23 protein-coding genes are annotated in these 24,119 nt (G+C 70.9%); 10 read left to right on the top strand and 13 right to left on the bottom strand.

The window, feature by feature from the left end; all coding sequences use genetic code 11:
* Nucleotides 1-4 precede the first annotated feature (4 nt).
* The 12 genes from ABD747_RS17950 to ABD747_RS17895 form a co-directional block, all read right to left on the bottom strand.
* Nucleotides 5-1,369, bottom strand: a complete 1,365-nt coding sequence (locus ABD747_RS17950; protein ID WP_344807108.1) for an MFS transporter — start codon at nt 1,367-1,369, stop codon at nt 5-7.
* Between the two features lie 64 nt (nt 1,370-1,433).
* Nucleotides 1,434-3,194 (bottom strand): sulfatase, encoded by a 1,761-nt coding sequence (locus ABD747_RS17945; protein ID WP_344807106.1) that lies wholly within the window; start codon nt 3,192-3,194, stop codon nt 1,434-1,436.
* Entirely contained in the window at nt 3,191-3,799 is a 609-nt protein-coding gene (locus ABD747_RS17940) for a PadR family transcriptional regulator (RefSeq protein ID WP_344807105.1), read from the bottom strand. The genes ABD747_RS17945 and ABD747_RS17940 overlap by 4 nt, the downstream gene beginning before the upstream one ends.
* 228 nt (nt 3,800-4,027) lie before the next feature.
* Nucleotides 4,028-5,236, bottom strand: coding sequence for a phosphoglycerate dehydrogenase (locus tag ABD747_RS17935; protein WP_344807103.1), 1,209 nt, complete (start codon nt 5,234-5,236; stop codon nt 4,028-4,030).
* 2 nt (nt 5,237-5,238) lie between these two features.
* Nucleotides 5,239-6,324 (bottom strand): 3-phosphoserine/phosphohydroxythreonine transaminase, encoded by a 1,086-nt coding sequence (gene serC, locus ABD747_RS17930; protein ID WP_344807101.1) that lies wholly within the window; start codon nt 6,322-6,324, stop codon nt 5,239-5,241.
* A gap of 75 nt (nt 6,325-6,399) precedes the next feature.
* On the bottom strand, nt 6,400-6,936 hold the full coding sequence (locus ABD747_RS17925) for a DUF1707 SHOCT-like domain-containing protein (protein WP_344807099.1): 537 nt from the start codon (nt 6,934-6,936) through the stop codon (nt 6,400-6,402).
* A complete protein-coding gene (locus tag ABD747_RS17920; RefSeq protein ID WP_344807097.1) occupies nt 6,933-7,706 on the bottom strand; it encodes a PadR family transcriptional regulator in 774 nt (257 codons plus the stop codon). The genes ABD747_RS17925 and ABD747_RS17920 overlap by 4 nt, the downstream gene beginning before the upstream one ends.
* 170 nt (nt 7,707-7,876) lie before the next feature.
* Nucleotides 7,877-8,137, bottom strand: coding sequence for a hypothetical protein (locus tag ABD747_RS17915; RefSeq protein ID WP_344807095.1), 261 nt, complete (start codon nt 8,135-8,137; stop codon nt 7,877-7,879).
* Nucleotides 8,138-8,325: 188 nt separating this feature from the next.
* A complete protein-coding gene (locus ABD747_RS17910; protein WP_344807093.1) occupies nt 8,326-11,094 on the bottom strand; it encodes a BTAD domain-containing putative transcriptional regulator in 2,769 nt (922 codons plus the stop codon).
* Nucleotides 11,095-11,178: 84 nt separating this feature from the next.
* The gene (locus tag ABD747_RS17905; protein ID WP_344807091.1) at nt 11,179-12,426 is read right to left on the bottom strand and encodes a hypothetical protein; all 1,248 of its coding nucleotides are present in this window, start codon (nt 12,424-12,426) and stop codon (nt 11,179-11,181) included.
* 7 nt (nt 12,427-12,433) lie between these two features.
* The gene (locus ABD747_RS17900; RefSeq protein WP_344807089.1) at nt 12,434-13,498 is read right to left on the bottom strand and encodes a hypothetical protein; all 1,065 of its coding nucleotides are present in this window, start codon (nt 13,496-13,498) and stop codon (nt 12,434-12,436) included.
* Between the two features lie 5 nt (nt 13,499-13,503).
* Complete coding sequence (locus ABD747_RS17895; RefSeq protein WP_344807087.1) at nt 13,504-14,025, bottom strand: hypothetical protein; 522 nt, start codon at nt 14,023-14,025, stop codon at nt 13,504-13,506.
* A gap of 105 nt (nt 14,026-14,130) precedes the next feature.
* On the opposite strand from ABD747_RS17895, the gene ABD747_RS17890 reads away from it, so the two are divergent.
* The 9 genes from ABD747_RS17890 (at nt 14,131) to ABD747_RS17850 (ending at nt 22,264) form a co-directional block, all read left to right on the top strand.
* On the top strand, nt 14,131-15,282 hold the full coding sequence (locus ABD747_RS17890) for a YihY/virulence factor BrkB family protein (RefSeq protein WP_344807085.1): 1,152 nt from the start codon (nt 14,131-14,133) through the stop codon (nt 15,280-15,282).
* 363 nt (nt 15,283-15,645) lie between these two features.
* Complete coding sequence (locus ABD747_RS17885) at nt 15,646-15,783, top strand: hypothetical protein (RefSeq protein WP_344807083.1); 138 nt, start codon at nt 15,646-15,648, stop codon at nt 15,781-15,783.
* Nucleotides 15,784-15,863: 80 nt separating this feature from the next.
* Nucleotides 15,864-17,549, top strand: coding sequence for a nitrite/sulfite reductase (locus ABD747_RS17880; RefSeq protein WP_344807081.1), 1,686 nt, complete (start codon nt 15,864-15,866; stop codon nt 17,547-17,549).
* A complete protein-coding gene (locus tag ABD747_RS17875; RefSeq protein ID WP_344807079.1) occupies nt 17,546-17,758 on the top strand; it encodes a hypothetical protein in 213 nt (70 codons plus the stop codon). Before ABD747_RS17880 ends, ABD747_RS17875 begins: the two co-directional genes overlap by 4 nt.
* A complete protein-coding gene (locus ABD747_RS17870; RefSeq protein ID WP_425562557.1) occupies nt 17,755-18,471 on the top strand; it encodes a phosphoadenylyl-sulfate reductase in 717 nt (238 codons plus the stop codon). The genes ABD747_RS17875 and ABD747_RS17870 overlap by 4 nt, the downstream gene beginning before the upstream one ends.
* A 23-nt stretch (nt 18,472-18,494) precedes the next feature.
* A complete protein-coding gene (gene cysC, locus ABD747_RS17865; protein ID WP_344807077.1) occupies nt 18,495-19,088 on the top strand; it encodes an adenylyl-sulfate kinase in 594 nt (197 codons plus the stop codon).
* Nucleotides 19,085-20,032, top strand: coding sequence for a sulfate adenylyltransferase subunit CysD (gene cysD / locus ABD747_RS17860; RefSeq protein ID WP_344807075.1), 948 nt, complete (start codon nt 19,085-19,087; stop codon nt 20,030-20,032). The genes cysC and cysD overlap by 4 nt, the downstream gene beginning before the upstream one ends.
* Nucleotides 20,032-21,423, top strand: coding sequence for a sulfate adenylyltransferase subunit 1 (locus ABD747_RS17855; protein WP_344807073.1), 1,392 nt, complete (start codon nt 20,032-20,034; stop codon nt 21,421-21,423). Before cysD ends, ABD747_RS17855 begins: the two co-directional genes overlap by 1 nt.
* Nucleotides 21,424-21,433: 10 nt before the next feature.
* A complete protein-coding gene (locus tag ABD747_RS17850) occupies nt 21,434-22,264 on the top strand; it encodes a sirohydrochlorin chelatase (protein ID WP_344807071.1) in 831 nt (276 codons plus the stop codon).
* A gap of 91 nt (nt 22,265-22,355) precedes the next feature.
* Here the strand turns inward: ABD747_RS17850 and ABD747_RS17845 are convergent, their stop codons facing one another.
* Complete coding sequence (locus ABD747_RS17845) at nt 22,356-23,243, bottom strand: PPK2 family polyphosphate kinase (protein ID WP_344807069.1); 888 nt, start codon at nt 23,241-23,243, stop codon at nt 22,356-22,358.
* A 76-nt stretch (nt 23,244-23,319) separates the two neighbouring features.
* Here ABD747_RS17845 and ABD747_RS17840 point away from each other — a divergent pair, with 76 nt between their 5' ends.
* Nucleotides 23,320-24,087: a dihydrofolate reductase family protein gene (locus ABD747_RS17840; protein ID WP_344807067.1), complete on the top strand. Its 768-nt coding sequence runs from the start codon at nt 23,320-23,322 to the stop codon at nt 24,085-24,087.
* Nucleotides 24,088-24,119 lie beyond the last annotated feature (32 nt).

Raw genomic sequence — 24,119 nt, 5'->3', positions numbered from 1 at the left:
GCAATCAGCTCAGCGCAGCGGCCCGGCGCTCCTCCAGCTCGTCGGTCACCCGGGCCCGATCCTTCGGGTAGGTGACGTACAGCGCGGAGAGCACCACCGCGTTCACCAGCATCAGGCCGACGAGGATCCACAGGAACACGGTCTGGATGCCGAGCGACTCGGCAAGCACGCCGGCGCCGAGGGAGAACAACGCCCAGCCGATCGTCTCGAACACGGTCAGGAAGATCGCGAAGGCCTGCCCGCGCAGCTCCGGCAGCACGACCGACATCACGATCGGCCGGTTCACGCCCGGGTTGAGGCCCTGCGCAAAGCCCATCAGGGCCCAGAAGACCGCGTACACACCGATCTCGGAGTAGTGGAACTGGGTGCCGAAGAAGGCGATCACGGCGAACAGGATCTGGGCGCACTGGATGAAGGCAACCCGGCCGCGCCGGGGCAGTACGCGGTCGAGCAGGGTGACGATCCAGCCGCCGCCGACGGTGCCGGCGAAGTAGCCCACGCCGAACGGCAGCAGCACGAGCGCGGCGACGGCGTTGGTGAAGCCGCGCTCGGTGACCAGGAACTGCACGCCGAACACCGCGATCAGCAGGTGCCCGGACAGCAGCCGGGAGGCCATCATGATGCTGAAGGTGGGGATCTTGAACAGCGACAGGACCGAGGCGAAGGTCACCTTCTGTCCGCGCCGGTCCTTCGAGGACAGGTCGGCCAGCTGCCGCTCGGCGGCACCGATGCCCGGCTCACGATAGAAGACGAGGATGCCGAGGCCGGCCAGGATGCAGATCGCGCCGATCGCCCACATGCCGTAGCGCCAGCCGTCGGAGAAGCCGGACAGCTGCGCAACCAGCGGGCCGATGAACGAGCCGAGCAGCGCACTGATGCCGTAGAAGTAGCCGACCGCGCGGCCGCGATGGGCGTCGTCGAAGGAGTCGGAGATGATCGAGTTCGAGATCGGTCCGGCACCGATGATGCAGGCCGCCATCAGTGTGTTCGCGATCAGCAGATGGGTGAAGTCGTTCGCGAAACCGGCGATGATGCCGAACACGCCGCCGGCCACGGTGGCGGCGATCAAGGCGGTCCGCCGCGAGGTACGTCCGGCGAGCCACACCCAGCCCGGGCCGAACGGCACGGCAACGAGCTTGCCCAGCGCGGCGAGCATGCCGAGCTGGCCGGTGTTCAGCCGGAGCGCCGCGGAGATCGTCGGGAACAGCGTCGTCGTCAGCCCCGCCTCGGTGCTGTCGACGACGGTGACTCCGGTCAGCGTGGCGAGGTTGCGCCAGCGGTGCGGGACGTGGCGGGCCTGTTCGGCGCCTTCGACCGGGCCACCCGCTGGGCTTGCGGTGGGGTCGTCGACGGGGGCGGTCGTGGTCATGGAGATCCTCTCTGATCTTGCGCGGTTCATGCCGGATTCGGGTGGTGGTGGACGGTGTGAGGGTTCACGCGGGAAGTGCGGCGAGCTCGTCGGCGACCGCCGACAGGGTCCGGTGCGGAACGGGGACGACGGCGGCGATCTGATAGATCGAGGAGCCGGCGATCATGTTGATCATCTCGTTGTGCCGAAGTGCCGGCAGGTGCGTGGTAATCACGTGCGCGGCCGCCGGATTGGCCAGCAGCTCGTGCAGCGGGGTGTCCAGTCCGAGGTCGCCGGAGGCGAAACTCTCCAACGGGGGAAGGGGTTCCGCGGCCTCGGCGGCCCGATCGGCCTGTCGCGAGACCAGCAGGTGCTGTGATCCGACGGCACCGATCGCGGGCAGCCCGAGCCGGACGAACTGGCTCTCCGGCGCCTCGTTGGCCCGCATCAGCGTGACCAGCAGCTCGATCATCCGGAGCTCGATCGCGTCGTCGACGATGGGGTGCCGCTGGCCCGGATCGGTCTCCAGGTCGAACAGCAGGGTGCCGTAGGCGTACGGATTGATCGCCGCCCGCCCGGTCATCCGCAGCGGACGTACGCCCTTGGTGAAACCGAACGCGGGCGCCAACTCGGCGTCGGCGAACTCGGCGACCTCGAACCGCCCCCGCATGTGGGTCGGCATCAGGGTGTACTCCTCCAGCGGCGCGTTGTCCGGCCGTTCCGGCGCCCGCATGTAGACGTAGCGACCGTCGGTGACGTTGACGTGGCCGCCGTGGATGCCGAACAGCGCGCCGTCGCGCAGCGGGCGGTCGGCCCGAGCGACGGCTGCCAGGTCGCCACCCTGCATATCGGCCGTCGGCTGCAGCCCGAAGTAGCCCAGCATGGTGGGCGCGATGTCGACGGTCTGGACCAGCGCGTCGCGCCGCTCCCCTGCCGCCGGAAACCGCGGATCCCACAGGAACATCGGCAAGTGCACCAACTCGTTGAACCACGGCTGGACCGACTTGGCCCACCAGCCGTGCTCGCCGAGCAGGAAACCGTGGTCGGTGTTGACCAGCAGCATCGTGTCGTCCCACAGTCCGAGCTCGTCCATCGCGTCGAGCACGCGTCCCAGCGAGCGGTCGCACATGGTGACCAGGGCGGCGTACTCGTTCCGCACGTGGTCGACCGTCTGCTGATCCTGGGTGACCCGCTCGTAGGCCGGCCAGTCGAACTGCGGTCCGTCGTAGTCGTGCGGATAGAGATCCTTGTAGTGCTGGTGGGTGAAGAAGGGCTCGTGCGGGTCGAACGTCTCGATCTGCAGCAGCCAGTTGTCCGCGTCGGCGTTGGTCCGCAGGAAGTCCAGCCCGGCCTCGAAGGTGAGGGTCTGCGCGTGCTCGTCCTCGGTCGGCATGTACGACCGGTTCACCTGGTCCTGCCGGTGCAGGGCGTTCTTGAACCCGCCCTGGTTCACGCCGGCCGAAACCACGCCCTTCCACGGATCGCCTTCCTGGCCACGGAAGAACTCCCAGGTCGAGTAGCGCGGATGGTACGTCGCCCCGCCGTCCTCCCAGTAGTGCGGATGGTCCGACACCAGGTGCGTGTGCACCCCGGAGCGCTTCAGCAGCTCCGGCATCGAATCGTCCCAGGGCTCGAGCGGCCCCCAGCTGCGGTGCAGGAAGTTGTACCGGCCGGTGTGCATCTCGCGGCGAGCCGGCATGCACGGCATCGAGCCGGCATAGCAGTTGTCGAAGGTGACCGTGCGGGCTGCCAGCCGTTCGAAGTTGGGGGCGTGCACGAACGACGGTCCGTACGGCGGCAGCAGGTGCCGGTTCAGGCTGTCGAACATGACGATGATCGCCTTCATCGCGAGATCTCCTTCTCGGTCAGGGTTTCGGTGGCCGCCCGGGCAGGCAGGTGGCCGTCGAGCAGGTCGTCGCGGAGCGCAGTCAGTTGCTCGATGTGGGTGTCGATGGCCGCGGCGCCGATCTCGTGCAGCCGCTGGCCGAGCGAGCGCGCGAGCGTCTGGTCGAAGGCGATCGTGGGCTCGAAGTCGATGTCGCGGTCGCGGAAGCGATAGCGGGCGACCTGCTGGCGACGGGCCTCGATCTCGACGTCGAGCAGCCGGATCAGCTGGTCGATCGTCATGAAGCCGGCGAAGGCGAGCCGGCCGGACAGCTCGGGATCTTCGAACCGGGTGGGCGGCTGGTAGGCGCCGGTGAGCCAGTCCAGGAAGACCGTGGCCCCCTCGGCCGTCACCGAGTAGATCTTGGCGTCCTGGGCACCCGGCCGGTCCTCGGCGGTGAACCGCACCCAGCCGCGGTCGGTCATCGCGGTCAGCGATCGGTAGACCTGACTCATCTGGGTGTTGGACCGCAGGAAGCGGCCGTGGGTGTCCATGAACTTCTTCAGGTCGTAGCCCGTGCTGGGGCGTTCCAGGAGGGCCCCCAGCAAGATGTGCTCCAGCTTCATCGCTCGTGCGTCCGTTCCGTCGCGAGGATCGGATCGACCCTCAAACCATTCGACAAGTGGAATGCAAGAACTATGACACAAGTGGAATCCACTGGTCAAGGGGTCGCCGACATCGTCGGAGGTGGGAACGGGCCCAGGGAGCCACGCGACCCGTCGGTCGCGGGCACCGGGAGGGGTGGGGCGGCCGGCGGGGAACTCAGTCTGCGGTCGGGAGACGCCCGCGCCGGGTCAGTCGGCGAGCGGGAGGTACCTGACCTTCAGCACGCCTTCCAGGGCGGCGATCCCGGCGATCACACCGTCGGGCACGTGGCTGTCCACGTCGACCAGCGTGTAGGCGATGTCGCCGCGGGACTTGTTGGTCATGGTGGCGATGTTGAGTCCCTGCTGACCCATCTCGTGCGACACCTGGGCGACCATGTTCGGCACGTTGGCGTTCGCGATCGCGATCCGGAACGGGGACTCGCGCGGCAACGTCACGGCCGGAAAGTTCACCGCGTTGACGATGCTGCCGTCCAGCAGGTAGTCACGCACCTGCTCGGCGACCATGATGGCGCAGTTCTCCTCGGCCTCGCGGGTCGAGGCGCCGAGGTGCGGCAGCAGGATCACTCCCCCGCGACCGATCAGGTGCGGTGCCGGGAAGTCGCAGACGTAGTGGCCGAGCCGCTTGGTCTCCAAGGCGTCGATCACCGCCGCCTCGTCCACCACACCGCCGCGGGAGAAGTTCAGCAGCACCGCACCGCTGCGCAGCTGGGCGACGCCGGCCGCGTCGATCATGTTGCGGGTCGCCTCCAGCAGCGGCACGTGCAAGGTGACGAAATCACTGTGCTTCAGCACCTCGCCGAGGTGATGGGCCTTCTTCACCGTCGACGGCAGGCTCCAGGCCGCGTCCACCGTGATCTCCGGGTCGTACCCGATCACCTTCATGCCCAGCTTGATCGCGGCGTCGGCGACCAGGCAGCCGATCTTGCCCAGCCCGATCACACCGAGGGTGTGGCCGGCGAGCTCGTAGCCGGCGAACTCCTTCTTGCCGGCCTCGACCCGGGCCTCCAGCTCCGGATCGGACGGGTCGAGCCGGCCGGAGAAGCCGAGCGCGCCGTCCAGGTTCCGGGCCGCGAGCAACAGACCGGACAGCACGAGTTCCTTGACGGCGTTGGCGTTCGCGCCCGGGGAGTTGAAGATGGGCACCCCGCGGGCCGACAGCGCGGCCACCGGGATGTTGTTCACCCCGACCCCGGCCCGGCCGACAGCGAGCAGGCTGTCCGGGATCGGCGCACGGTGCAGATCGGCCGAGCGGAGCAGGATGGCGTGCGGCTCCTCGGCGTCGGCCGACACGGCGAACCGCTCCGACGGCAGTCGCTTCAGACCGTTGGTCGACACCTGGTTGAGCACCCGCACCCGGTATTTCATGCTGTCTCCCGTCTGATCGAGCCCGCTCACGCTCACCCCTTGCTCGCGGCGAACTCGGCCATGTACGAGACCAGGGCCCGGACCCCCTCGATCGGCATCGCGTTGTAGATCGAGGCCCGCATCCCGCCGACCGAGCGATGTCCCTTCAGCTGCACCATGCCCCGCTCCTTGGCGCCGGCCAGGAACTCAGCGTCCAGGGCCGGGTCGGGCAGCGTGAACGGCACGTTCATCCGGGAGCGGTCCGCGACATCGACCGGGTTGGCATAGAAGTCGGACGCGTCCAGGAAGTCGTAGAGCACCGCCGCCTTGGCGATGTTGCGCTCCTCCGCACCCGCCAGCCCGCCGGTTGCCAGCAGCCGCTTGAACACCAGCCCGGCGATATAGATCGCGTACGTCGGCGGCGTGTTGTGCATCGACTCCGACTTCACGTGGGTGGCGTAGTCCATCATCAGCGGCGGGGTCGGCACGCCGAGCCCGACCAGGTCGGGCCGGATGATCACGATGGTCAGGCCGGCCGGGCCGATGTTCTTCTGCGCCCCGGCGTAGATGAGGCCGAACTTCGACACGTCCAGCGGCTTGGACAAGATGTTGGAGGACATGTCGCTGACCAGCGGCACGTCGCCGGCCTCCGGGATCCAGTGGTACTCGACCCCGCCGATGGTCTCGTTCGCGGTGTAGTGGACGTACGCCGGGTCGTCGGACAGCCGCCAGGTGGACTGCGGCGGGACGTAGGTGAAGCCGCGGTCCTCCGCGCTCGCCGCCAGGTTCACGCTCGGTGCCAGCCCGCGGGCGGCGGCGATCGCCTTCTTGGCCCACTCGCCGGTGTGTACATAGTCCACGCTCCGCTTGCCGCGCATCAGGTTCATCGGGATCAGCTCGAACTGCAGCGTCGCCCCGCCCTGCAGGAACAAGACGTGGTAGCCGTCCGGGATGTCCAGCAGCGTGCGCAGATCCGCCTCGGCCTCGGCCGCGATCGAGATGAACTCCTTGCCCCGGTGGGACATCTCCATCACCGACTGCCCCGAGCCGTGCCAGTCCAGCATCTCCTCCGCGGCCTGGGCGAGCACCTCCTCAGGCAGAGTGGCTGGTCCGGCGCTGAAGTTGAACACGCGTGGCATCGGTCTGGTGTCTCCCGGGCCGTCGCGCGCCGATCCGGCGCTGGGGACGGCGGCCAGCGTGGACCTTACTCCGGGTCAGCGGTAGTGCGCGGGAGGTCCCGGCCGATGGGCGTACGGGCCGTGCGGTCCGCGGCCACCACCCCACCGGCCGCCCCAGAACCGGCCCAGGATCGCGATCCAGACCAGGCCCCACAGGATCTGCGGCGTGCCGAGAGCCAGCGCGGTCAGCACCAGGCCGATCACCATCAGCGGCAGGATCAGGAACAGCGGCGAGCCCTGGCGCGGCCGGCCCGGCCGCGGTCCGGTCCGCGCCGGCTCGCGCTCGGCCTTGGGCAGGTCCGCGAAGAGCGGCTCCAGATCGGTGCTGAACTTCGCCTGCACCGCCTGGTCGATCCGCTCGTCGAGCTCCTCCCGGGTGAGCCGGCCGGCGGCGAAGTGGTCGCCCAGGGCGGAGACCGCCTCGTCGCGCTCGGCGTCTCCGATCCGGACCGGCGTCGCCGGCGTCACCTCGCGCTGTCGCGCGTCGATCACCACCGGCCACATCCACGGCGGGATCCCGCTGCGCGGATCCGGTCGTCCCCAGGACGGTGAATTCCCCGAATAGCCAGTCATTGCGCCTCGTCTGTGCTCTCGCCAGCGTTGTCGGTCGGGCTCGGGTCGGGCTCGGCCAGGATGCTATGCAGCTTACGTCGCAGCTCAACCAGAGCCTCCCGGCCGCGGGCCTGCTGCTCGGGCGTACCGACCGAGGCGATCTGCCAGATGGCGGCGGCGATTTGGGCGATCAGCGGCTTGAGCCCGTCGTCGGCGGCCTCGGCGTCGGCCATCGACTGCCAGGGCGCGGAGACCTCGTCGGCATGCTCGGCGACGTACGTCCGGCCCTCCTCGGTCAGGCTGTACGTCCGCTTCCCGTCGGCGGAGTCGGCCCGAACCAGACCCTCGTCCTCGAGCTGCTGCAGGGTGGGGTAGATCGAACCCGGGCTCGGCTTCCAGGCGCCGCCGCTGCGGTCGGCGATCTCCTGGATGATCTGGTAGCCGTTCAGCGACGCGTCTGAGAGCACCGACAAGATCGCGGCCCGGACGTCGCCGCGGCGGGCCTTGGGCCCGCGTCCACCCCGGCCCCAGCCGGGAGCGAAGGGCGGCCCGAACGGAGGCTGGCCGGCGAAGGGGGCCCAGGGTCCCCATGGGCCGTAGGCGTGCGGCCCGTGGCTCGCCTTGCGGGCGCCCATCGCCGCGAACCAGTCGTCCCTGGCCTGCCGGAGTCGCTCGCCCCGGAACCTCTCGGCCCGGAACCTCTCGGCCCGCAGCCGCTCGGCCCAGGGACCTCCGCCGCACTGCCGGGCGAACCAGAGCCAGGGCGTGTCCATCGCGTATGCACCGGTCATGACGAGCACCAACCTCTCCCTGCCGTCCCTCGGTGCCGACCGCCTCCGGTCGACTGCTCGACGGCGATAGGTCAACGATATATCGCGAACGATCGGTGCCCAAGAGTCAGGCACACAAAAAGGCTGGCCCGGCGGTTGCCGGGCCAGCCTCAAACACACTTGGGCTCGAGTTATCGGCCCATGATGCCGCGGAGGGCTCCGGTGAAGTTGAGGATCAGGCTCAGCACCAGCAGCACGGCGCCGACGATGATGCCGGCCATCGCGATGTTGTTCTTGTAGCCCGCGTTCTTGGAGCGGGTGTAGGCGATGATGCTGATGATCAAGCCGATCAGGTTGCAGAAGATCGCCAAGATCAGGCCGACGATGCCGAGCGTGCGGCCCGGATCCTGCGGCGGCGGCCCGACAGGCCCGGGCGGCGGCTGGTACGTCATGAGACTTCCCTTCGTGGTCGTCGTCCCCATCGGGCGTGGGACAAAGGATTTTTGAATCGTAGCGGCGGGCGAGGTCAGGATCGGGGACATCCTCGCCGCGGGCAAGTGGCGCATTTCGGGCGCTCGATCGACCGCTGCTGCCCGATTCGGGCGGGACCGAGCTTCGAGCGCCCGAAATGCGACAGCACTCAGCCGGACGGCTCGTCCAGCAGCCGGGCGACCAACTCGGCGAAGCCGATCTCACGGGCGCGGTCGCGACACTCTCGGGACGCGGCCGGGCCGAGGGCGTCGCGCGCGGCCAGCTCGGCGGCGTCCCGCTCGGCGACCTCATCGGGCACGAACGCGTACGTCGCCGACGCGTCCCGCTCCCGGCCGCAGACCTCCAGCACGGTCAGTCCCTCGGCCGGCTCCCCCAGCCCGATCAGCGCCAGCGCGACCGCCTCGGCGCCGTCCAGCTGACCGTCCAGGTAGCCCAGTTCGGTATAGCCGCGGAGTGCGGTCAGCGCGAGCCGATGGCCGTCGGCGTGACGACCCTGGCGGCGTGCGATGGTCGCCCGGTTGGTCCAGACGGCGGCGCTCAGCCGCTGCGCCCCGACCGCTGCCGCGATCTCATCGGCCTCGGCCAGCAAGGCGTCGGCCTGCTCCAGCCGGTCCCGCCCGCGCTCGATCACGGCGAGGTTGTTCAGCCCGTTGGCTGCCGCGCGCAGGTTGCCCGCGCTCCGGTGGATGGCGATCGCGCGACCGGCCTGCGCGGCCGCCCCGTCCAGATCCCCCAACGCGGTCAGCGTGATGGCCAGCGAGCCGAGGCAGGTGGCGATGGCCGCGTCGTCGGCGGCCTCCTCGGCCAGACCCAGCGCCGCCTCGATCTGTCGCCGGGCCAGCTCCAGGTCTCCCATCTGCCGCGCCAGCGCACCCGCAGCCCGGTGACCCGTCATCCGCAGCCGCCAGTCCGCGTCCACGGCCCGGCCGAGGCAATCGCCCAGCCGGGACAACCCTTCGGCGCTCCGGCTCCCGGTCAGCCAGTACCACCAGACCTGGGTGCACACCTGCAGCGCCGCCACCGGATCGGCCCGGACCAGGCGGTCGATCGCTGTCCGGATGTCGTCGTGGAACGCGTTGATCCGGCGCAACCACGCCGGGTCGTACGTCGCCAGCGGCTCGGCCGCCGCCGCGGCCAGCGCCAGCACCATCCCGGTGTGCCGCGCCCGGACCGCGTCCTCCTCGCCGTCCTCGACCAGCAGCCGGTGGGCGTGCAGCCTGATCACGGCCAGCATCCGGTAGCGGGTCGGCACGGTGGACAGGTCGACGGCCAGCAAGGAGTTGTCGGCGAGCTCGGCGACATCGGTGATCACGTCGTCGACGGACGCGCCCGGCCGGTCGCCGAGCGATGCCACCACCGAGGCGATCGTCTCCGCGTCGACCGCGCCCTCGAAGACGCTCAGCCGGGCATACAGCCGGCGCAGCCGCTCGGGCAGCAGCTCCACGCTCCAGTCCAGGGACGCCTGCAGGCTCGCGTGCGAGCCTGCCATCGGACCCCGCCGGGACAGCACGTCGATCTGCGCGTCGAGCCGGGCGTGCAGGTCGCTGATCGCCATGGTCCTGGCCCGGACCGCGGCGAGCTCCAGCGCCAGCGGCAGCCCGTCCAGCCGGCGGCACAGCTCGCCGGCTGCCAGCGCCTCCGCCGGCCGCAGACCCTGGCCGCTGCGGGCCTCGGCGAGCCGGGTGGCGAACAGCCGGACCGCTTCGGCCTCGACGATCTCGACCGGCTCCGCCCGGACCGACGGCAGCCCGAGGCCGCCGAGGACGTACACCTGCTCGCCGGGGACGCCGAGCGGGATCCGGCTGGTGGCGAGCACCCGGACCGTCGGAGCCTCGGCGGCGATGTCGCGAACGAGCAGCCCGCACGAGGCCAGCAGGTGTTCGCAGTTGTCCAGCACCAGCAGCAGCCGCCGGCCGGCGGCGTGCGCGGCCAGCAGGGCCGGCACCGCGGCGGCCTGCTCCACCCGCAGATCGAGCACCGCGGCCAGCTCCGCCCGCAGGTCCAGCTCGGGTGCGAACCGGCTCAGGTCGACCGGCACCACCCCACCGGGATAGTCCGCCGTGCAGCGCCGGATCAGTTCGTCCGCCAACCGGGTCTTGCCGATCCCGGCCGGGCCGACCACGGTCAGCACCCGGTGCCGGCCGAGCAGGTCGGAGGTCTCGGCGAGCTGCTGCTCCCGGCCGACGAACCGGGTCGGCGCGACCGGCAGCCGCGACTCCGCCGGGCGGGCCAGAGTCGGGTCGTCCCGTTCGATCGCCCGGACCAGCGACGTCACCTCCGGTCCCGGTTCGACGCCGAGCTCGCGGGCCAGCGCCGAGCGCAACGCGGCGAAGCAGCGCACCGCGTCAGCGCTCCGCCCGGCCCGGTGCAGGGCCAGCATCAACGTGGCGGTCAGCCGTTCGTGCGTGGGGTACGTCGCCACCGCCGGCGTCAGCTCGGTCACCGCGCCCGCGTCGTCGCCGGCCTCCAGCGCGGCCAGCCCCATGCCGTGCAGCGCCTCCGCGTGGCGATCGGCGAGCCGGACCGCCTCCGCGTCCAGGCTCGGAGTCGGCCGGGCACCGGCGAAGGGCGTGCCACGCCACAGCCCGGCCGCGGTGCGGAAGCCGTGCAGGGTGGCCTCGCGCAGGCCGGCGTCGAATTCGGCGAGATCGACCGTGTCGTCCGGACCGAGCGCAAGCATGTACCCCGCGGCGGTGGTCCGCAGCCGGTCGCCGAGCAGCCGCCGGACGGTGCTGAGGTGGACGTGCAGGGCGTTGACGGCGGTCCGCGGCGGCTCGGCCCCCCACAGCTCGTCCATCAGCCGGTCGCGGCCGAGAGGGTCGGGGCTGATCACCAGCAGGGCGAGGATCGCGCGCGGGATCGGGCCGCCGACGGCGCCGGCCAGGTCGCCGTCGACCACCTCCACCGGACCCAGCACCCGGAGCTCCACCAGCGCCGCACCCGCCCATCGCGCACCCGGCCACCGCCCCCGGCGGCGGGCATCCCCGCAGCGTATCGGCCGTCAGGCCACCCCGGCCCGGATGTGGTCGCGTAAATAGCGCCAGTATGGATTGGCGTCGTCGGCCAGCATCGGCACGTACCGCCGCTGCGGCCCCTCGGTCCGGGCCAGATTGCCGGCGAACCAGCCATCGACGATCGATCCCTGCTGCTCGAGGTTGAAGGTGTCGAAGTTCGGGCCGGCCGGACCGTACGCGTACACCGTCATGTCGCCGCCGAGGGTGCCGACCTGGTTGCCGATCGCCGAGCACATCATTCCCGGCAGGAAGTGGCTGTGCGCGATCTGCCAGGCGTGGGTCAGCTCGTGGATCAGCAGCTGGCCCGCGGCGCGCACGTTCCGCTCCGGACCGCCGTGACCGGTGTAGCCCATCGGGTCGTCGAAGCCGTCGCCGAGATTAACCAGGATCGCCCCGCCCGGCCCGGGCACGGTGAACGCGCGATCGTCCTTGCCGACCAGGTTGGTCAGCCGGATCCGCTCCCGCGGCAGGGTGCCGGCGAAGACCCGGTCCGCGAACGCGTACTCGGCGTCGGTCAGTGTGCGCTGGTGCACCAGCGCCGCGGTGATCAGACCGCCGGCCACGCCGACGATCAGGGCCGGGATGAGCATTCCCGGACCGAGGATCAGCACCACGCCGCCGGTCAGCAGCAGGCCGACCGTCGCCGGCAGGGCCAGTTCCTGCAGGTTCAGCCGGTCGATCGCCTCCGCTGCCAGCAGCACGATCACCCCGACCGGGCCGACCGCGGCCGCCACGGTCCACTTCAGCACGAACAGCGCCACGTCACCGACGTCGCCGAAGAAGTCCACGTCGTACTGCAGGTTGTGGTCCCAGCTCGCATGCCGCAGGTTCGCCCAGTGCAGCGCGATCATCGGGTTGCTGCCCTCCATCACCCACGAGTGCTCGCGGTCACCGGCCTCGTTCGTGCCGTGCACCGCACCCTGGGCGGCGAAGGTGAAGACGGTGCCGTCTCCTGCCAGGATCCGGGTCGCCAGCGAGACGGTGTACGACGGCCAGCCGGTCGCCCGGACGTGGCCCTCGTAGCGGAACCGGCCGTCCCGGTGCAGGGTGACCCGGTGGTGGCCGCCGAGGGCGACGCCGTCGGCGGTGATCAGCGGCTCGTCCAGCACGACGTCGGTGACGTAGCGGGCGAGCAGGCCGAGGGCCCCGGCGGGCCGAGGCTGGCCGTCCAGGGCGCGGAGCCGCTCCAGCGAGAGCCCGCCGCCGACCACGTGCCGGACCGATGTCCCGCTCATGGCCGGGTCACCCCAGTCCCACCAGGACCAGCACCTGGCCGGTCCCGGACTCGAGGCCGGTCAGGGCCTTGCCGATCACCGCACCGAACGCGTCGAGCGGGTTGCCGGCGACCTGGGCATGACCGGGCCGGCGGCCCGAGGTCAGCAGGTCGCCCGGCCTGACCGGTCCGTCCGTAGCGTCGGCCAGGCACCAGGCCTTGCCGACCACCGCCACCGGCTGCCGGGCGGCAGCGCGGGCCGGATCGGACCCCCGGTCCAGCACCAGCGCAGGCACCCGGTCGCCGGCGCCGGAGACGATGCCGACCACCCGGCAGTCGTGCGGCTCGGTGGTCGGGGCCAGCCGGCCCTCCCGGTCCAGCACCACCACCGACCCCGGGCCGACCTCCGCCCCGGGGGCCACGTCGAACTGCTCGGCCACGTCGGCCCCGGCCAGCACCAGGTCGCCGGTGACCACGCAGTCGCCGGTGACCACGCAGTCGCCGTCGACCGTGCAGCGGCCGCGGAGCGTCGTCGCGCCCTCGAACAGCGCGGCCTGACCACCGGCGGTGTTGGTGGCATAGACCCCGGCCGCGGTCGGGCTGTGGGTGATCGCGAACACCGCGTGCATCCGGTCGCTCTCGCCGACCACACCGGCGTTGTCGCCGCTGTGGCCGTACACCCCCTGGTAGTCGGCGCTCATCCCGACCACGCCGCGCCGGCCCACCCCGACCACGCCGTCGCCGGTGTCGCATCGACCGGAGACGCCGACTCCGGCACCCTCGTGCACGGCGCCGACCACGCCGGTGCCGCTCTTCACCTCACCCCAGACGCCGGTGCCGTCCTCGTCGACGGCGCCGACCACGGCTCGGCCGGACTTGTTCGCACCCCAGACGCCGACTCCGGTGTCGGAGACGCCGACCACTCCCCGGCCGGTCTTGGTGTGCCCCCAGACCCCGGTGCCCTCCTCGGACACGCCGACCATGCCGCGACCGGCCGGGTTGGCCGCGCCCCAGATCGCCGGCCCACCGCCGGTGTTGCTGCCCAGCACCCCGGCGTCGGCCGGGGTGGTCGAATCGCCACGCACCTGTGCCATCGGACTCAGCCCGCCTGACGCTGGGCCGCGACGTCGAACAGCTGAGCCGCCGCATCGGCGAACGTCTGCTGCAGCGGATGGCCGTCGAGGTTTTCCGCCGCGTGCAGGAACTCCAGGCCGCACCGGGCCAGCACGGCGGGCGTGACCCGCTGCTCGGTCAGCGGATCGCTGCTGACGTGCGGCCAGGGCCAGGGTCGCGGCGGTCGCGGGCACAACTCGTCGTCGAGGAATCGCTTGATCGAGGCGCTGGTGCCCTCGACCACATGCTGCAGGTCGCCGCCGATGACGATGATCCCGGCTTCCTCGATCCGATCGACGGCCCGGTCGATCATGGCCCGCACGCCGAGCACCACGGTCGGGTCGCCGGGCGGCAGCGGCTGCGGGTTCAGCGCGGCCTCGAGGAACCGTTCGAACACCCGAACCCGCGGGCCGCCCGGGCCCTTCCACTCCGGGCCGTCGGGATCGGGGAACCAGCTGCCGAAGATCTGGGTCAGGATGGTCGAGCTGACGGTGATCGGGATGGGCATGAGTCCTCCTCCTGGACTGATCGGCCCGCGCCGGGCCGGTGAGATCCAGTGCACGGCGCGCCGCTTAAGACCGAACAAAGGCGGAGCGGACCGTAGGCTTCACGGGTGGCCAGCTCGAGTGAGTCGCAGCGAGCGCCGTGGCTCCCCGACCGTGCCCGCCGATTCGGCCGGGCGACCTGGCGGCTGACCGCGCACACGGTCGGCGCGTCGATCCGCTACCGGGTGACCGGGCTCGCCGCCGAGGCCGCCTTCTTCACGATCCTTTCGCTGCCGCCGCTGATCTTCGGCCTCGCCGGTGCGATCGGCTACGTCGCGCAGCGCTTCGACGTCCGCACGATCGCCGGCTTCCGCGACCAGGTGCTGGCGCTCGCCTCCCAGGCGCTCACCCCCGAGGCGGTCGACTCCGTCATCGCGCCGACCCTCGACGACGTACTGGCCGGGGGACGCTTCGACATCATCTCGATCGGCTTCGTGATCGCGCTCTGGTCGGGGTCGCGCGCGCTCAACGTCTTCGTGGACACCATCACGATCATGTACGGCCTCGGCGGGCAGCGCGGCATAGTCAAGACCCGCGCGCTGTCCTTCGGGCTCTATCTCGTCTTCCTGCTGGTGGGGATCGTCGTGCTGCCCCTGGTGCTGGCCGGCCCGACCCTGGTCGACCGGGTGGTGCCGATCCGGGTCTCCTGGATCACGTCGCTGTACTGGCCGATCGTGCTGGTCGGCTCGGTGTTCGTACTGGCCGTGCTGTATCACCTGGCCGTGCCGTTGCGGACCAGGCTGCGGGCGAACCTGCCCGGAGCGGGGCTGACCATGCTGATCTGGGTGCTGGGCAGCTATCTGCTGCGACTGTTCCTCGGCCAGTCGGTCGGCGGTACGTCCATCTACGGCCCGCTGGCCGCGCCGATCGCGCTGTTGATCTGGCTGTACGTCATCTCGCTCGCCATCTTGATCGGCGCCTCGTTCAACGCGGCCGCCGACGAGGTCTGGCCGCGGCTGTCCGGACTGCACCCGAGCGAGGACGACCGGAACCGCGCGGCGACCAAGCTGGACAACGCCAAGACCGAGCTGTCCACGATGCTCGAGGGGCGTCCGCGCGACTCGGCGCGCCTCCGTGCCGGTGCGGACGGTCCGACTGCCGCCGTCGACCCCGCCGGTGACGCCGGGCGGACCGACCGGGTCGACGACCTGCCCGGACCGCTGCCGGGTCCCGGCACCGCCGCCGAGATCCGTGCCCGCGAGCGTGACCCCGACCACTAAACGGCGATCGCCCGGCTCAGCCCCTCCTCCGCTGCTCGCCGCTCGGCTCTCACCTCGCTGCTTCTCGGATCCCCTGTGGCTTGCCGGATCCCCTGTCACGCGCCGGATCCCCTGTCACGCGCCGGATCCCCTGTCACGCGCCGGATCCCCTGTCACGCGCCGGATCCCCTGTCACGCGCCGGATCCCCTGTCACGCGCCGGATCCCCGGTAGTGCGCCGGATCCCGTGTAGCGGATCCGAATCGACGGGAGGGATCCGAATTCGGGCCGGGGTGCGCCGGCACTTGTCCAAAATGCGGACGCGCGTCTCATTTTTTGGGATTTCAAGTTGCGTCTGGTCCACCGGTGGCACAGGGTGTATGGCATGCGCATCGAATCGGAGTTGCTCGCCGGCCCCCGGCCGGTGCTCGCGACCCGGTATCAGCCGTCCTGGCTGACCGCGCGCCGCTTCGTCGACTTCGGTCGGACGGAGTCGATGATGTGTCATTTCATGGCGTGCTGAGCTCTGCCTCGCACCCCCTCTCGACCCCGCCCGCCGGCCCGCGCCCGTGACGCGTGACGGCCCCCCGACCGAGGACCATCATGACCCAGACCCCCACCCGCCCCACCCGGCCCGCGCGCACCGCCCGCAAGCGCGGTGAGGGTCAGTGGGCGCTCGGCTACCGGGAGCCCTTGAACCCGAACGAGCAGTCCAAGAAGGACGACCACCCGCTCAACGTCCGGGCCCGGATCGAGAACATCTACGCGGTCCGCGGCTTCGCCAGCATCGATCCCGGCGACCTGCGCGGCCGCTTCCGCTGGTACGGCCTGTACACCCAGCGCAAGCCCGGCATCGACGGCGGCAAGACCGCCACCCTCGAGCCGCACGAACTGGACGACGAGTACTTCATGCTCCGGATCCGGATCGACGGCGGCGCGCTGACCACCGAGCAGCTGCGGGTGATCGGCGCCATCTCGACCGAGTTCGGCCGCGACACCGCGGACATCACCGATCGCCAGAACGTGCAGCTGCACTGGATCCGGATCGAGGACGTACCCGAGATCTGGCGCCGGCTGGAGGCGGTCGGGCTGTCCACCACCGAGGCCTGCGGCGACTGCCCGCGGGTGATCCTCGGCTCCCCCGTCGCCGGCATCGCCGCGGACGAGATCATCGATCCGACCCGGGCGATCCGCGACATCGTCGACCGCTACATCGGCGACCCGCAGTATGCGAACCTGCCGCGCAAGTTCAAGACCGCGATCACCGGTCACCCGTCGCAGGACGTGGTGCCGGAGATCAACGACGTCGCGTTCGTCGGCGTGAACCACCCCGAGTACGGCCCCGGCTTCGACCTCTGGGTCGGCGGCGGTCTGTCCACCAACCCGATGCTGGCCCAGCGCCTCGGTGCCTGGGTGCCGGAGGAGGAGGTGGCCGAGGTGTGGGCCGCCGTGGTGGCGGTCTTCCGCGACTACGGCTACCGACGGCTGCGGCACCGCGCCCGGATCAAGTTCTTGGTGGCCGACTGGGGCACCGAGAAGTTCCGCGCCGTGATGGAGACCGAATACCTGAAGCGGAACCTGGTCGACGGGCCGGCACCGATCACGCCGACCGCACCCGGCGATCATGTCGGGATCAACGAGCAGAAGGACGGCCGGTTCTTCGTCGGCTTCTCGATGGCTGCCGGCCGGACCTCCGGCAGCGCGCTGACCGCGCTCGCCGACCTGGCCGAGAAGCACGGCTCGCAGCGGATCCGGACCACGCCGATGCAGAAGCTGCTGGTGCTCGACGTGGCGGGTGAGCAGCTCGACGGGCTGATCGCCGAGGCGGAGGAGATCGGGCTGTCCGCCCGCCCGAACGCCTGGAAGCGCTCGGTGCTGGCCTGCACCGGGATCGAGTTCTGCAAGTTGGCCATCGTCGAGACGAAGGCCCAGGCCGCCCGGGTGATCGACGAGCTGGAGCGCCGGCTCGGTGCGCTGGACACCCCGATCACGGTGAACATCAACGGCTGCCCGAACTCGTGCGCGCGGATCCAGGTCGCCGACATCGGCCTGAAGGGCCAGCTCGTGGCCGGTCCGGACGGCACCCAGGTCGAGGGCTTCCAGGTGCACCTGGGCGGCGGTCTCGGTCTGGATGCCGGTTTCGGCCGCAAGCTGCGCGGTCACAAGGTGACGGCCGACGAGGTGCCCGACTACGTCGAGCGGCTGGCCCGGGCCTACCTGGCCGGCCGCGAGTCCGACGAACGATTCGCCCAGTGGGTGGCCCGTGCCGACGAATCCGTCCTGGCATGAGCGTGCCGGGTGCCGGTCCGGGCGCGCCGACGGACGTCGGCGTGAGCAGCCACACCGCCACCCGCCAGCAGATCCTCTACTGCCCGTACTGCGCGGAGGAGACGCTGTTCCCGCTGGAGCACGGCTGGGAATGCCGGAGCTGCGGCCGGGCGTTCTCCATCACGTTCCTGGGCCTGCGACCGAATCCGGGCCGAACGGAGGAGACGTGACCACGATCGCCACCGAGTCCGAGACCGCCTACCAGAAGTCTCGTCGCGCGTTCGCCATGCGCGCCAGCGCCGAGCTCGAGGACGCGTCCGCGGTACAGATCCTGACCTGGGCGTACGAGACGTACGGACCCGGGTTGGTCCTGACGTCGTCCCTGGCGGACACCGTGATGATCCATCTGGCCGAGCGAGTCGCCCCCGGGATCGACGTGGTGTTCCTCGACACGGGCTACCACTTCGTCGAGACGATCGGCACCCGGGACGCCGTCCAGGCCGTGTACGACGTCAATCTGATCACCGTCACCCCGAAGCAGACCGTGGCCGAGCAGGACGCGGCGTGGGGCAAGGACCTGTTCGCCCGCAATCCCGATCAGTGCTGCGCCCTGCGCAAGGTCGAGCCGCTGAACGACGCGCTGCAGGGCTACCGGGCCTGGGCGTCCGGGGTCAGGCGGGCGGACTCGCCCGCCCGCGCGAAGACCCCGATCGTGGGCTATGACGCCAAGCGTGACCTGATCAAGCTCGCTCCGATCGCCCGCTGGTCCGACGCCGAGGTCGCCGACTACATCGAGCAGAACTCCCTGATCGTCAACCCGCTGCTGGAAGACGGCTATCCGTCGATCGGCTGCGAGCCGTGCACGCAGAAGGCCGACGCGGCCGATCCGCGGGCCGGGCGTTGGGCCGGACTCGGCAAGACCGAGTGCGGCATCCATCTCTGAATCCACTCCCCGAAGAAACGACGATGACTGATACCGAAATCCAGGTGCTCGAGGTCGCCGGCCTCGCGGCCACCGGGACCGGCGCCACCCTCTGGTTCACCGGACTGCCGTCGGCCGGCAAGTCGACCATCGCCCACGCGGTGGCCGCCGACCTCCGCGCCGCGGGCCTGCGGGTGCAGGTCCTCGACGGCGACGAGGTACGCCCCCACCTGTCCGCCGAGCTCGGCTTCAGCCGGGAGGCCCGCGACATCAACGTGAAGCGGATCGGCTACGTGGCCCGGTTGCTCGCCGGACACGGCGTGATCGTGCTGGTGCCGGTGATCGCGCCGTACATCGACGCCCGCACCGCGGTCCGGGACGACCACGCCAGCCACGACGTACCGTTCGCCGAGGTCTTCGTCTCGACCTCGTTGGAGCTGGCCGAGTCCCGCGACGTCAAGGGCCTGTATGCCAAGGCGCGGCGTGGCGAGCTGACCGGGATGACCGGCGTCGACGACCCGTACGAGAAGCCGACCAGCGCGGAGCTGGTGATCGACACCGGCCGGGTCGACCTGTCCACCTCGGTCGAGCTCGCCAAGGCCCTGCTCACCGCCATCATCGACCGGGAGCTCCAATGACAAGCGCCGTGCACTCCCAGACGAACCGCAAGCTGTCCTCGCTCGGGCTGCGGCCGCTGACCGAGCTCGAGGCGCTGGAGTCGGAGTCGATCCACATCATCCGCGAGGTCGCGGCCACGTTCGCCAAGCCGGTGATGCTGTTCTCCGGCGGCAAGGACTCCGTGGTCATGCTGCACCTGGCCGCGAAGGCGTTCTGGCCGGCGCCGATCCCGTTCGGGGTGCTGCACGTCGATACCGGGCACAACTTCCCCGAGGTGCTGGAGTATCGCGACGAGTCGGTCGCGTTCTACGGCGCCCAGCTGCAGGTCGCCAAGGTGCAGGACTACATCGACGACGGCCGGCTCCGCGAACGCCCGGACGGCACCCGCAACCCGCTGCAGACCGTGCCGCTGCTGGACGCCATCCAGAACGGCGAGTACGACGCCGTGTTCGGCGGCGGCCGCCGCGACGAGGAGCGCGCTCGGGCCAAGGAGCGCGTGTTCAGCATGCGCGACGAGTTCGGCCAGTGGGACCCCCGCAACCAGCGCCCGGAGCTGTGGTCGCTCTACAACGGCCGGCACCTGCCCGGCGAGCATGTCCGGGTGTTCCCGCTGTCCAACTGGACCGAGCTGGACGTCTGGGACTACATCGAGGCCGAGAAGATCGCCCTGCCGTCGATCTACTACGCGCACGACCGCGAGGTCGTCCAGCGCGGCGACATGTGGATCGCGATCACCCCGGTGACCCCGCTCAAGGACGGCGAGTCCGCCGAGATCCGGTCGGTCCGCTATCGCACCGTCGGCGACATGTCCTGCACCGCGGCCGTACTGTCCAGCGCGACCACCGTCGCCGACGTGATCACCGAGGTCGGGCTGTCGACGCTGACCGAGCGCGGCGCGACCCGCGCCGACGACCGGCTCTCCGAGGCCGCCATGGAAGACCGCAAGCGAGAGGGCTACTTCTGATGCCACCGGCACCCAGTGCTCCCGTCGGGGGGCGGACGCTGCTGCGTCTGGCGACCGCCGGCTCCGTCGACGACGGCAAGTCCACCCTCGTCGGGCGGCTGCTGTTCGACACCAACTCCGTGCTGACCGACACCCTCGATCATGTCGAGCAGGTGTCGCGGCGCAAAGGGCTGGCCAGCGCCGACCTCGCTCTGCTGACCGACGGCCTGCGGGCCGAGCGGGAGCAGGGCATCACCATCGACGTCGCCTACCGCTACTTCGCCACCCCGGTCCGCAAGTTCATCCTGGCGGACTGCCCCGGACACGTGCAGTACACCCGGAACACCGTCACCGGCTCCTCCACCGCCGACGTGATCGTGCTGCTGGTCGACGCCCGCAACGGCGTGGTCGAGCAGACCCGGCGCCACCTCGCGGTCGCCTCCTTGCTGCGGGTCCCGCACGTCGTCCTGGTGGTGAACAAGTTCGACCTGGTGGACTACTCCGAGGAGGTGTTCACCAAGATCGCCACCGACTTCTCGTTGCTGGCCAGGAGCCTGGGCGTGCGCGACAGCCACTGCATCCCGGTCTCGGCGACCGAGGGCGACAACGTGGTGACCCGGTCGCACCGCACCCCGTGGTACGACGGGCCGACCGTGCTCGGCTACCTGGAGACCGTCGACGACACCCCGACCGCTGTCGGCGCCGATTTCCGCTTCCCGGTGCAGTACGTGATCCGGCCGCAGTCGGCCAAGCTCGCGCCCTGGGCCGCGAACGCTCCGGCGGTCGACGGCGACTACCGCGGCTACGCCGGCAAGATCGAGTCGGGCCGGGTCAAGGTCGGCGACGAGATCACGGTGCTGCCGCGTTGCTCGCACACCCATGTCGAGGCGATCGACACCCCGGACGGCCCGCTGGAGATGGCCGTCGCCGGTCAGTCCGTGGTGATCCGGCTGGCCTCCGACGTCGACGTGTCGCGCGGCGACATCCTGGCCGCCACCGACGCCCCGCCCGCGGCGCTGCGCGAGGTGAGCGCCACCGTGTGCTGGCTGGCCGAGCGGGACCTCGCCGAGCGATCCCGGGTGCTGGTCCAGCACGGCACCTCGATCACCAAGGCCATCGTGCGCTCCATCGACGCGGTGCTCGATCTCGATCCCGGCGAGGGCGAGCACCCGACCTGGGTCGAGAAGCGGACGCTGAGCCTGAACGACATCGGCCGGGTCAAGCTGGCGCTGGCCGCGCCACTGCCGGTCGACCCCTACCGGGAGCACCGCGCCACCGGAGCCTTCATCATCGTCGACGAGGCTGACGGCTGGACGCTGGGCGCCGCGATGGCCGGCCCGACCGCGATCACCGCCGGGCTGCCCACCCACCACCACGACACACTCGACGCTGCCGTCGGCAGCACCGCATAAGGGGGCCCACATGACTGCTCCTTCCCTGGTCCTACTCGGCAACGGCAGCGACCATCCCGGCGTGGCACAAGTCAGCCACGGGATCCGCGACGGCCTGCTGGAGATCCGGCCCGAGCTCGACGTCCACGTCGCGTTCGTCGACCCGCGGAGCGAAGCGACGACCGAACCACTTCGCCCGCCGACCGCTACGCAGGTCGTGAACAAGCTCGTCAAGCGCGGCGTGGAAGAAGTCGTCTTCCTGCCGCTGCTGCTGTCGTCGGCCTTCCACGGTCCAGCGGATCTGGACGCGCTGGTGGCGCAGCTGAGGACGGCGCACCCGTCGCTGCGCTGCGCCGTCTCCCGGCCGGTCGGTCCGGAGGCTCAGTTGCTCGCCGTGGTCGACCGCCGGCTCCGCGAGGCGCTGCGCGCCAGCCGGGTCAGCGAGCTGGACGGGCTGGTCTTCGCGGCCGCCGGAAGCGAGGACGTCCGCAGCAACTCGCTGGTCTCCCGCCGGGCCCGGCAGTGGGCCACCCACCACAAGCTGCCGTGCGTGACCGCCTTCGCGTCCGGCTCCGGCCCGTCCACCGCCGAGGCCGTCCGGACGCTGCGCGCCCAGGGCCGCCGGCATATCGCCGTCGGCAGCTGGTTCCTGGCCCCGGACCCGACTTACGCCCGGCAGAGCGGGCGGGCGCTGGAGATGGGTGCGATCGCCGTGGCCGAACCGATGGGGCCGGAGCCAGAGGTGATCGAGACCGCCCTGGCCCGCTACCTGGTCGCCGCGATGGAGCTGGTCGACCTCGACCTGCCCGAGATCGACGACGACGAGGAGCCCACCCCGGTGCGCCACCTCGCCGCGGTCTGAGCGCCTCTTCCTCCCCCCTTCCCCCGAGTTGTCAGGTTCTCAGCGAGCTATGGCTCGCTGAGAACCTGACAACTCGCGGGTTTAGGAGGGCTCAGGAGGCGGCGACGCGCTTGCGCTCGACGGCGACGTCGAAGTCGGCGGGCGGCCAGCCGAGGGCGAGTGCCCGCAGGTGCTCCAGCAGTAGCTGGGCCACCGCCCAGTTGCGATACCACTTGCGGTCGGACGGGACGACGTACCACGGCGCGACCTCGGTATTGCCCTTCTCCAGCGCCGCCTCGTACGCCTCGGTATAGGCGGGCCACTTGGCCCGCTCGTCGACGTCGCCGGGGTTGTACTTCCAGTACTTGCTGGGGTCGTCCAATCGGGCCAGCAGCCGCGCCTTCTGCTCCTCGGCCGAGATGTGCAGGAAGCACTTGATGATCACGGTCCCCTTGGCCGCGAGCTTCGCCTCCCAGTTGTTGATGGTGCGATAGCGGGCCGACCAGACCGACTTGGCGACCAGCTCGTTCACCCGCACCACGAGGACGTCCTCGTACTGCGAGCGGTCGAAGATCCCGATCATGCCGGGCGGCGGCAGCTCGCGGGTGATCCGCCACAGGAACGGGTGCGCCCGCTCGTCGGCGGTCGGCGCCTTGAACGCCTTGATCTTGACCCCCTGCGGGTCGACCAGGCCGATCGCGTGCCGGATCACGCCACCCTTGCCGGAGGTGTCCATTCCCTGCAGCACCAGCAGCACGCTCGGCGCGCCGGCCTCGGCGGCGCGCCCCGCTGCGTACAACCGTTCCTGCAGCTCGCTCAGCTCGGGCCCGATCACCTCGGTCGCGGCCGGCGCATCGCTCTTGTCCTTGCCGGGGAAGCCGGGCGTGGCCCGCGGATCCAGCGTGCTCAGGTCCACCGGCCCGTGCGGCAGCCGGAGCAGATCGCTCAGCGGAAGCGGAGCCGACGGCGTCTTCGCAGACTTCTTCTGCTTCTTGGCCATGGCCGCATTGTGCCGTACGTCCGGCCGTGGCCCCAGCGTCGTCGGCCTGCGCCGGCGACCCTGAGAGGATGACCGGGTGCAGCTGCTCTTCAGCCGGTCGGCCGCCGCCCCGGGCCCAATCTCGGCCGACGCCCTCGCCACGATCTATCGCCACGAACCCGCCGACGAGGAGGGCCGGATCCGGCTCCGGACGAACTTCGTCTCCACCCTGGACGGCTCGATCTCCGGCGCGGACGGCCGCTCCGGGTCGATCAACACACCGAGCGATCATTACGTCTTCGCGCTGCACCGGGCGCTGTCGGACGCGATTCTGGTCGGTGCCGGCACGGTCCGGGCCGAGGGCTATCGCGCGGTCGACCTCGCCGACTGGCAACGGGACCTGCGCGCTGCCGAGGGACTGAGCGCGTACCCGACGCTGAACATCGTCAGTGCCAGCGGCCGGGTCGACCCGGCCGTGGCCACCCCGGCCGCTGGACCGGGCGGCCCCGTGTGCCTGATCACCACCGAGCGGGCGGACGGGCCGCTGGACGAGCTGCGCGACGCCGGCGTCGACGTCGTCCGGTTGCCGGGCGAGTCCGTCTCGCTGCCGGCGGTCGCAAACCTGCTGGCCGAACGCGGCCAGTCCCGGGTGCTGTGCGAGGGCGGGCCGCAGCTGCACCGCGATCTGCTCGCGGCCGATCTGGTGGACGAGGTGTCGCTGACCATCTCGCCGATGATGGTGGCCGGGGACGGGCGGCGGAGCACCCGCGGCCCGGCCCTGCCCGACCCGCGGCACTTCGGTCTGCACCAGGCGCTGCACGCCGAGGACGAGACGCTGTTCCTGCTCTACCGTCGCCGGGCCTGACCTGCTGGTGGTCGGCGACCGGTTGCGTTCGC

The sequence above is a fragment of the Microlunatus ginsengisoli genome (assembly GCF_039537205.1).
Taxonomy (GTDB): Bacteria; Actinomycetota; Actinomycetes; order Propionibacteriales; family Propionibacteriaceae; genus Microlunatus; species Microlunatus ginsengisoli.
This window is presented reverse-complemented; position numbering and strand designations above follow the sequence as displayed.

Excerpts from the sequence above, each read along its gene's own strand:
- serC (WP_344807101.1), bottom strand. The coding sequence starts at position 6,324 with ATGCCACGCGTGTTCAACTTCAGCGCCGGACCAGCCACTCTGCCTGAG.
- ABD747_RS17855 (WP_344807073.1), top strand. The coding sequence starts at position 20,032 with ATGCCACCGGCACCCAGTGCTCCCGTCGGGGGGCGGACGCTGCTGCGT.
- ABD747_RS17940 (WP_344807105.1), bottom strand. The coding sequence starts at position 3,799 with ATGAAGCTGGAGCACATCTTGCTGGGGGCCCTCCTGGAACGCCCCAGC.
- ABD747_RS17880 (WP_344807081.1), top strand. The coding sequence starts at position 15,864 with ATGACCCAGACCCCCACCCGCCCCACCCGGCCCGCGCGCACCGCCCGC.
- cysC (WP_344807077.1), top strand. The coding sequence starts at position 18,495 with ATGACTGATACCGAAATCCAGGTGCTCGAGGTCGCCGGCCTCGCGGCC.
- ABD747_RS17945 (WP_344807106.1), bottom strand. The coding sequence starts at position 3,194 with ATGAAGGCGATCATCGTCATGTTCGACAGCCTGAACCGGCACCTGCTG.
- ABD747_RS17950 (WP_344807108.1), bottom strand. The coding sequence starts at position 1,369 with ATGACCACGACCGCCCCCGTCGACGACCCCACCGCAAGCCCAGCGGGT.
- ABD747_RS17895 (WP_344807087.1), bottom strand. The coding sequence starts at position 14,025 with ATGCCCATCCCGATCACCGTCAGCTCGACCATCCTGACCCAGATCTTC.
- cysD (WP_344807075.1), top strand. The coding sequence starts at position 19,085 with ATGACAAGCGCCGTGCACTCCCAGACGAACCGCAAGCTGTCCTCGCTC.
- ABD747_RS17905 (WP_344807091.1), bottom strand. The coding sequence starts at position 12,426 with ATGAGCGGGACATCGGTCCGGCACGTGGTCGGCGGCGGGCTCTCGCTG.
- ABD747_RS17920 (WP_344807097.1), bottom strand. The coding sequence starts at position 7,706 with ATGACCGGTGCATACGCGATGGACACGCCCTGGCTCTGGTTCGCCCGG.
- ABD747_RS17845 (WP_344807069.1), bottom strand. The coding sequence starts at position 23,243 with ATGGCCAAGAAGCAGAAGAAGTCTGCGAAGACGCCGTCGGCTCCGCTT.
- ABD747_RS17925 (WP_344807099.1), bottom strand. The coding sequence starts at position 6,936 with ATGACTGGCTATTCGGGGAATTCACCGTCCTGGGGACGACCGGATCCG.
- ABD747_RS17885 (WP_344807083.1), top strand. The coding sequence starts at position 15,646 with ATGCGCATCGAATCGGAGTTGCTCGCCGGCCCCCGGCCGGTGCTCGCG.
- ABD747_RS17850 (WP_344807071.1), top strand. The coding sequence starts at position 21,434 with ATGACTGCTCCTTCCCTGGTCCTACTCGGCAACGGCAGCGACCATCCC.
- ABD747_RS17900 (WP_344807089.1), bottom strand. The coding sequence starts at position 13,498 with ATGGCACAGGTGCGTGGCGATTCGACCACCCCGGCCGACGCCGGGGTG.
- ABD747_RS17875 (WP_344807079.1), top strand. The coding sequence starts at position 17,546 with ATGAGCGTGCCGGGTGCCGGTCCGGGCGCGCCGACGGACGTCGGCGTG.
- ABD747_RS17915 (WP_344807095.1), bottom strand. The coding sequence starts at position 8,137 with ATGACGTACCAGCCGCCGCCCGGGCCTGTCGGGCCGCCGCCGCAGGAT.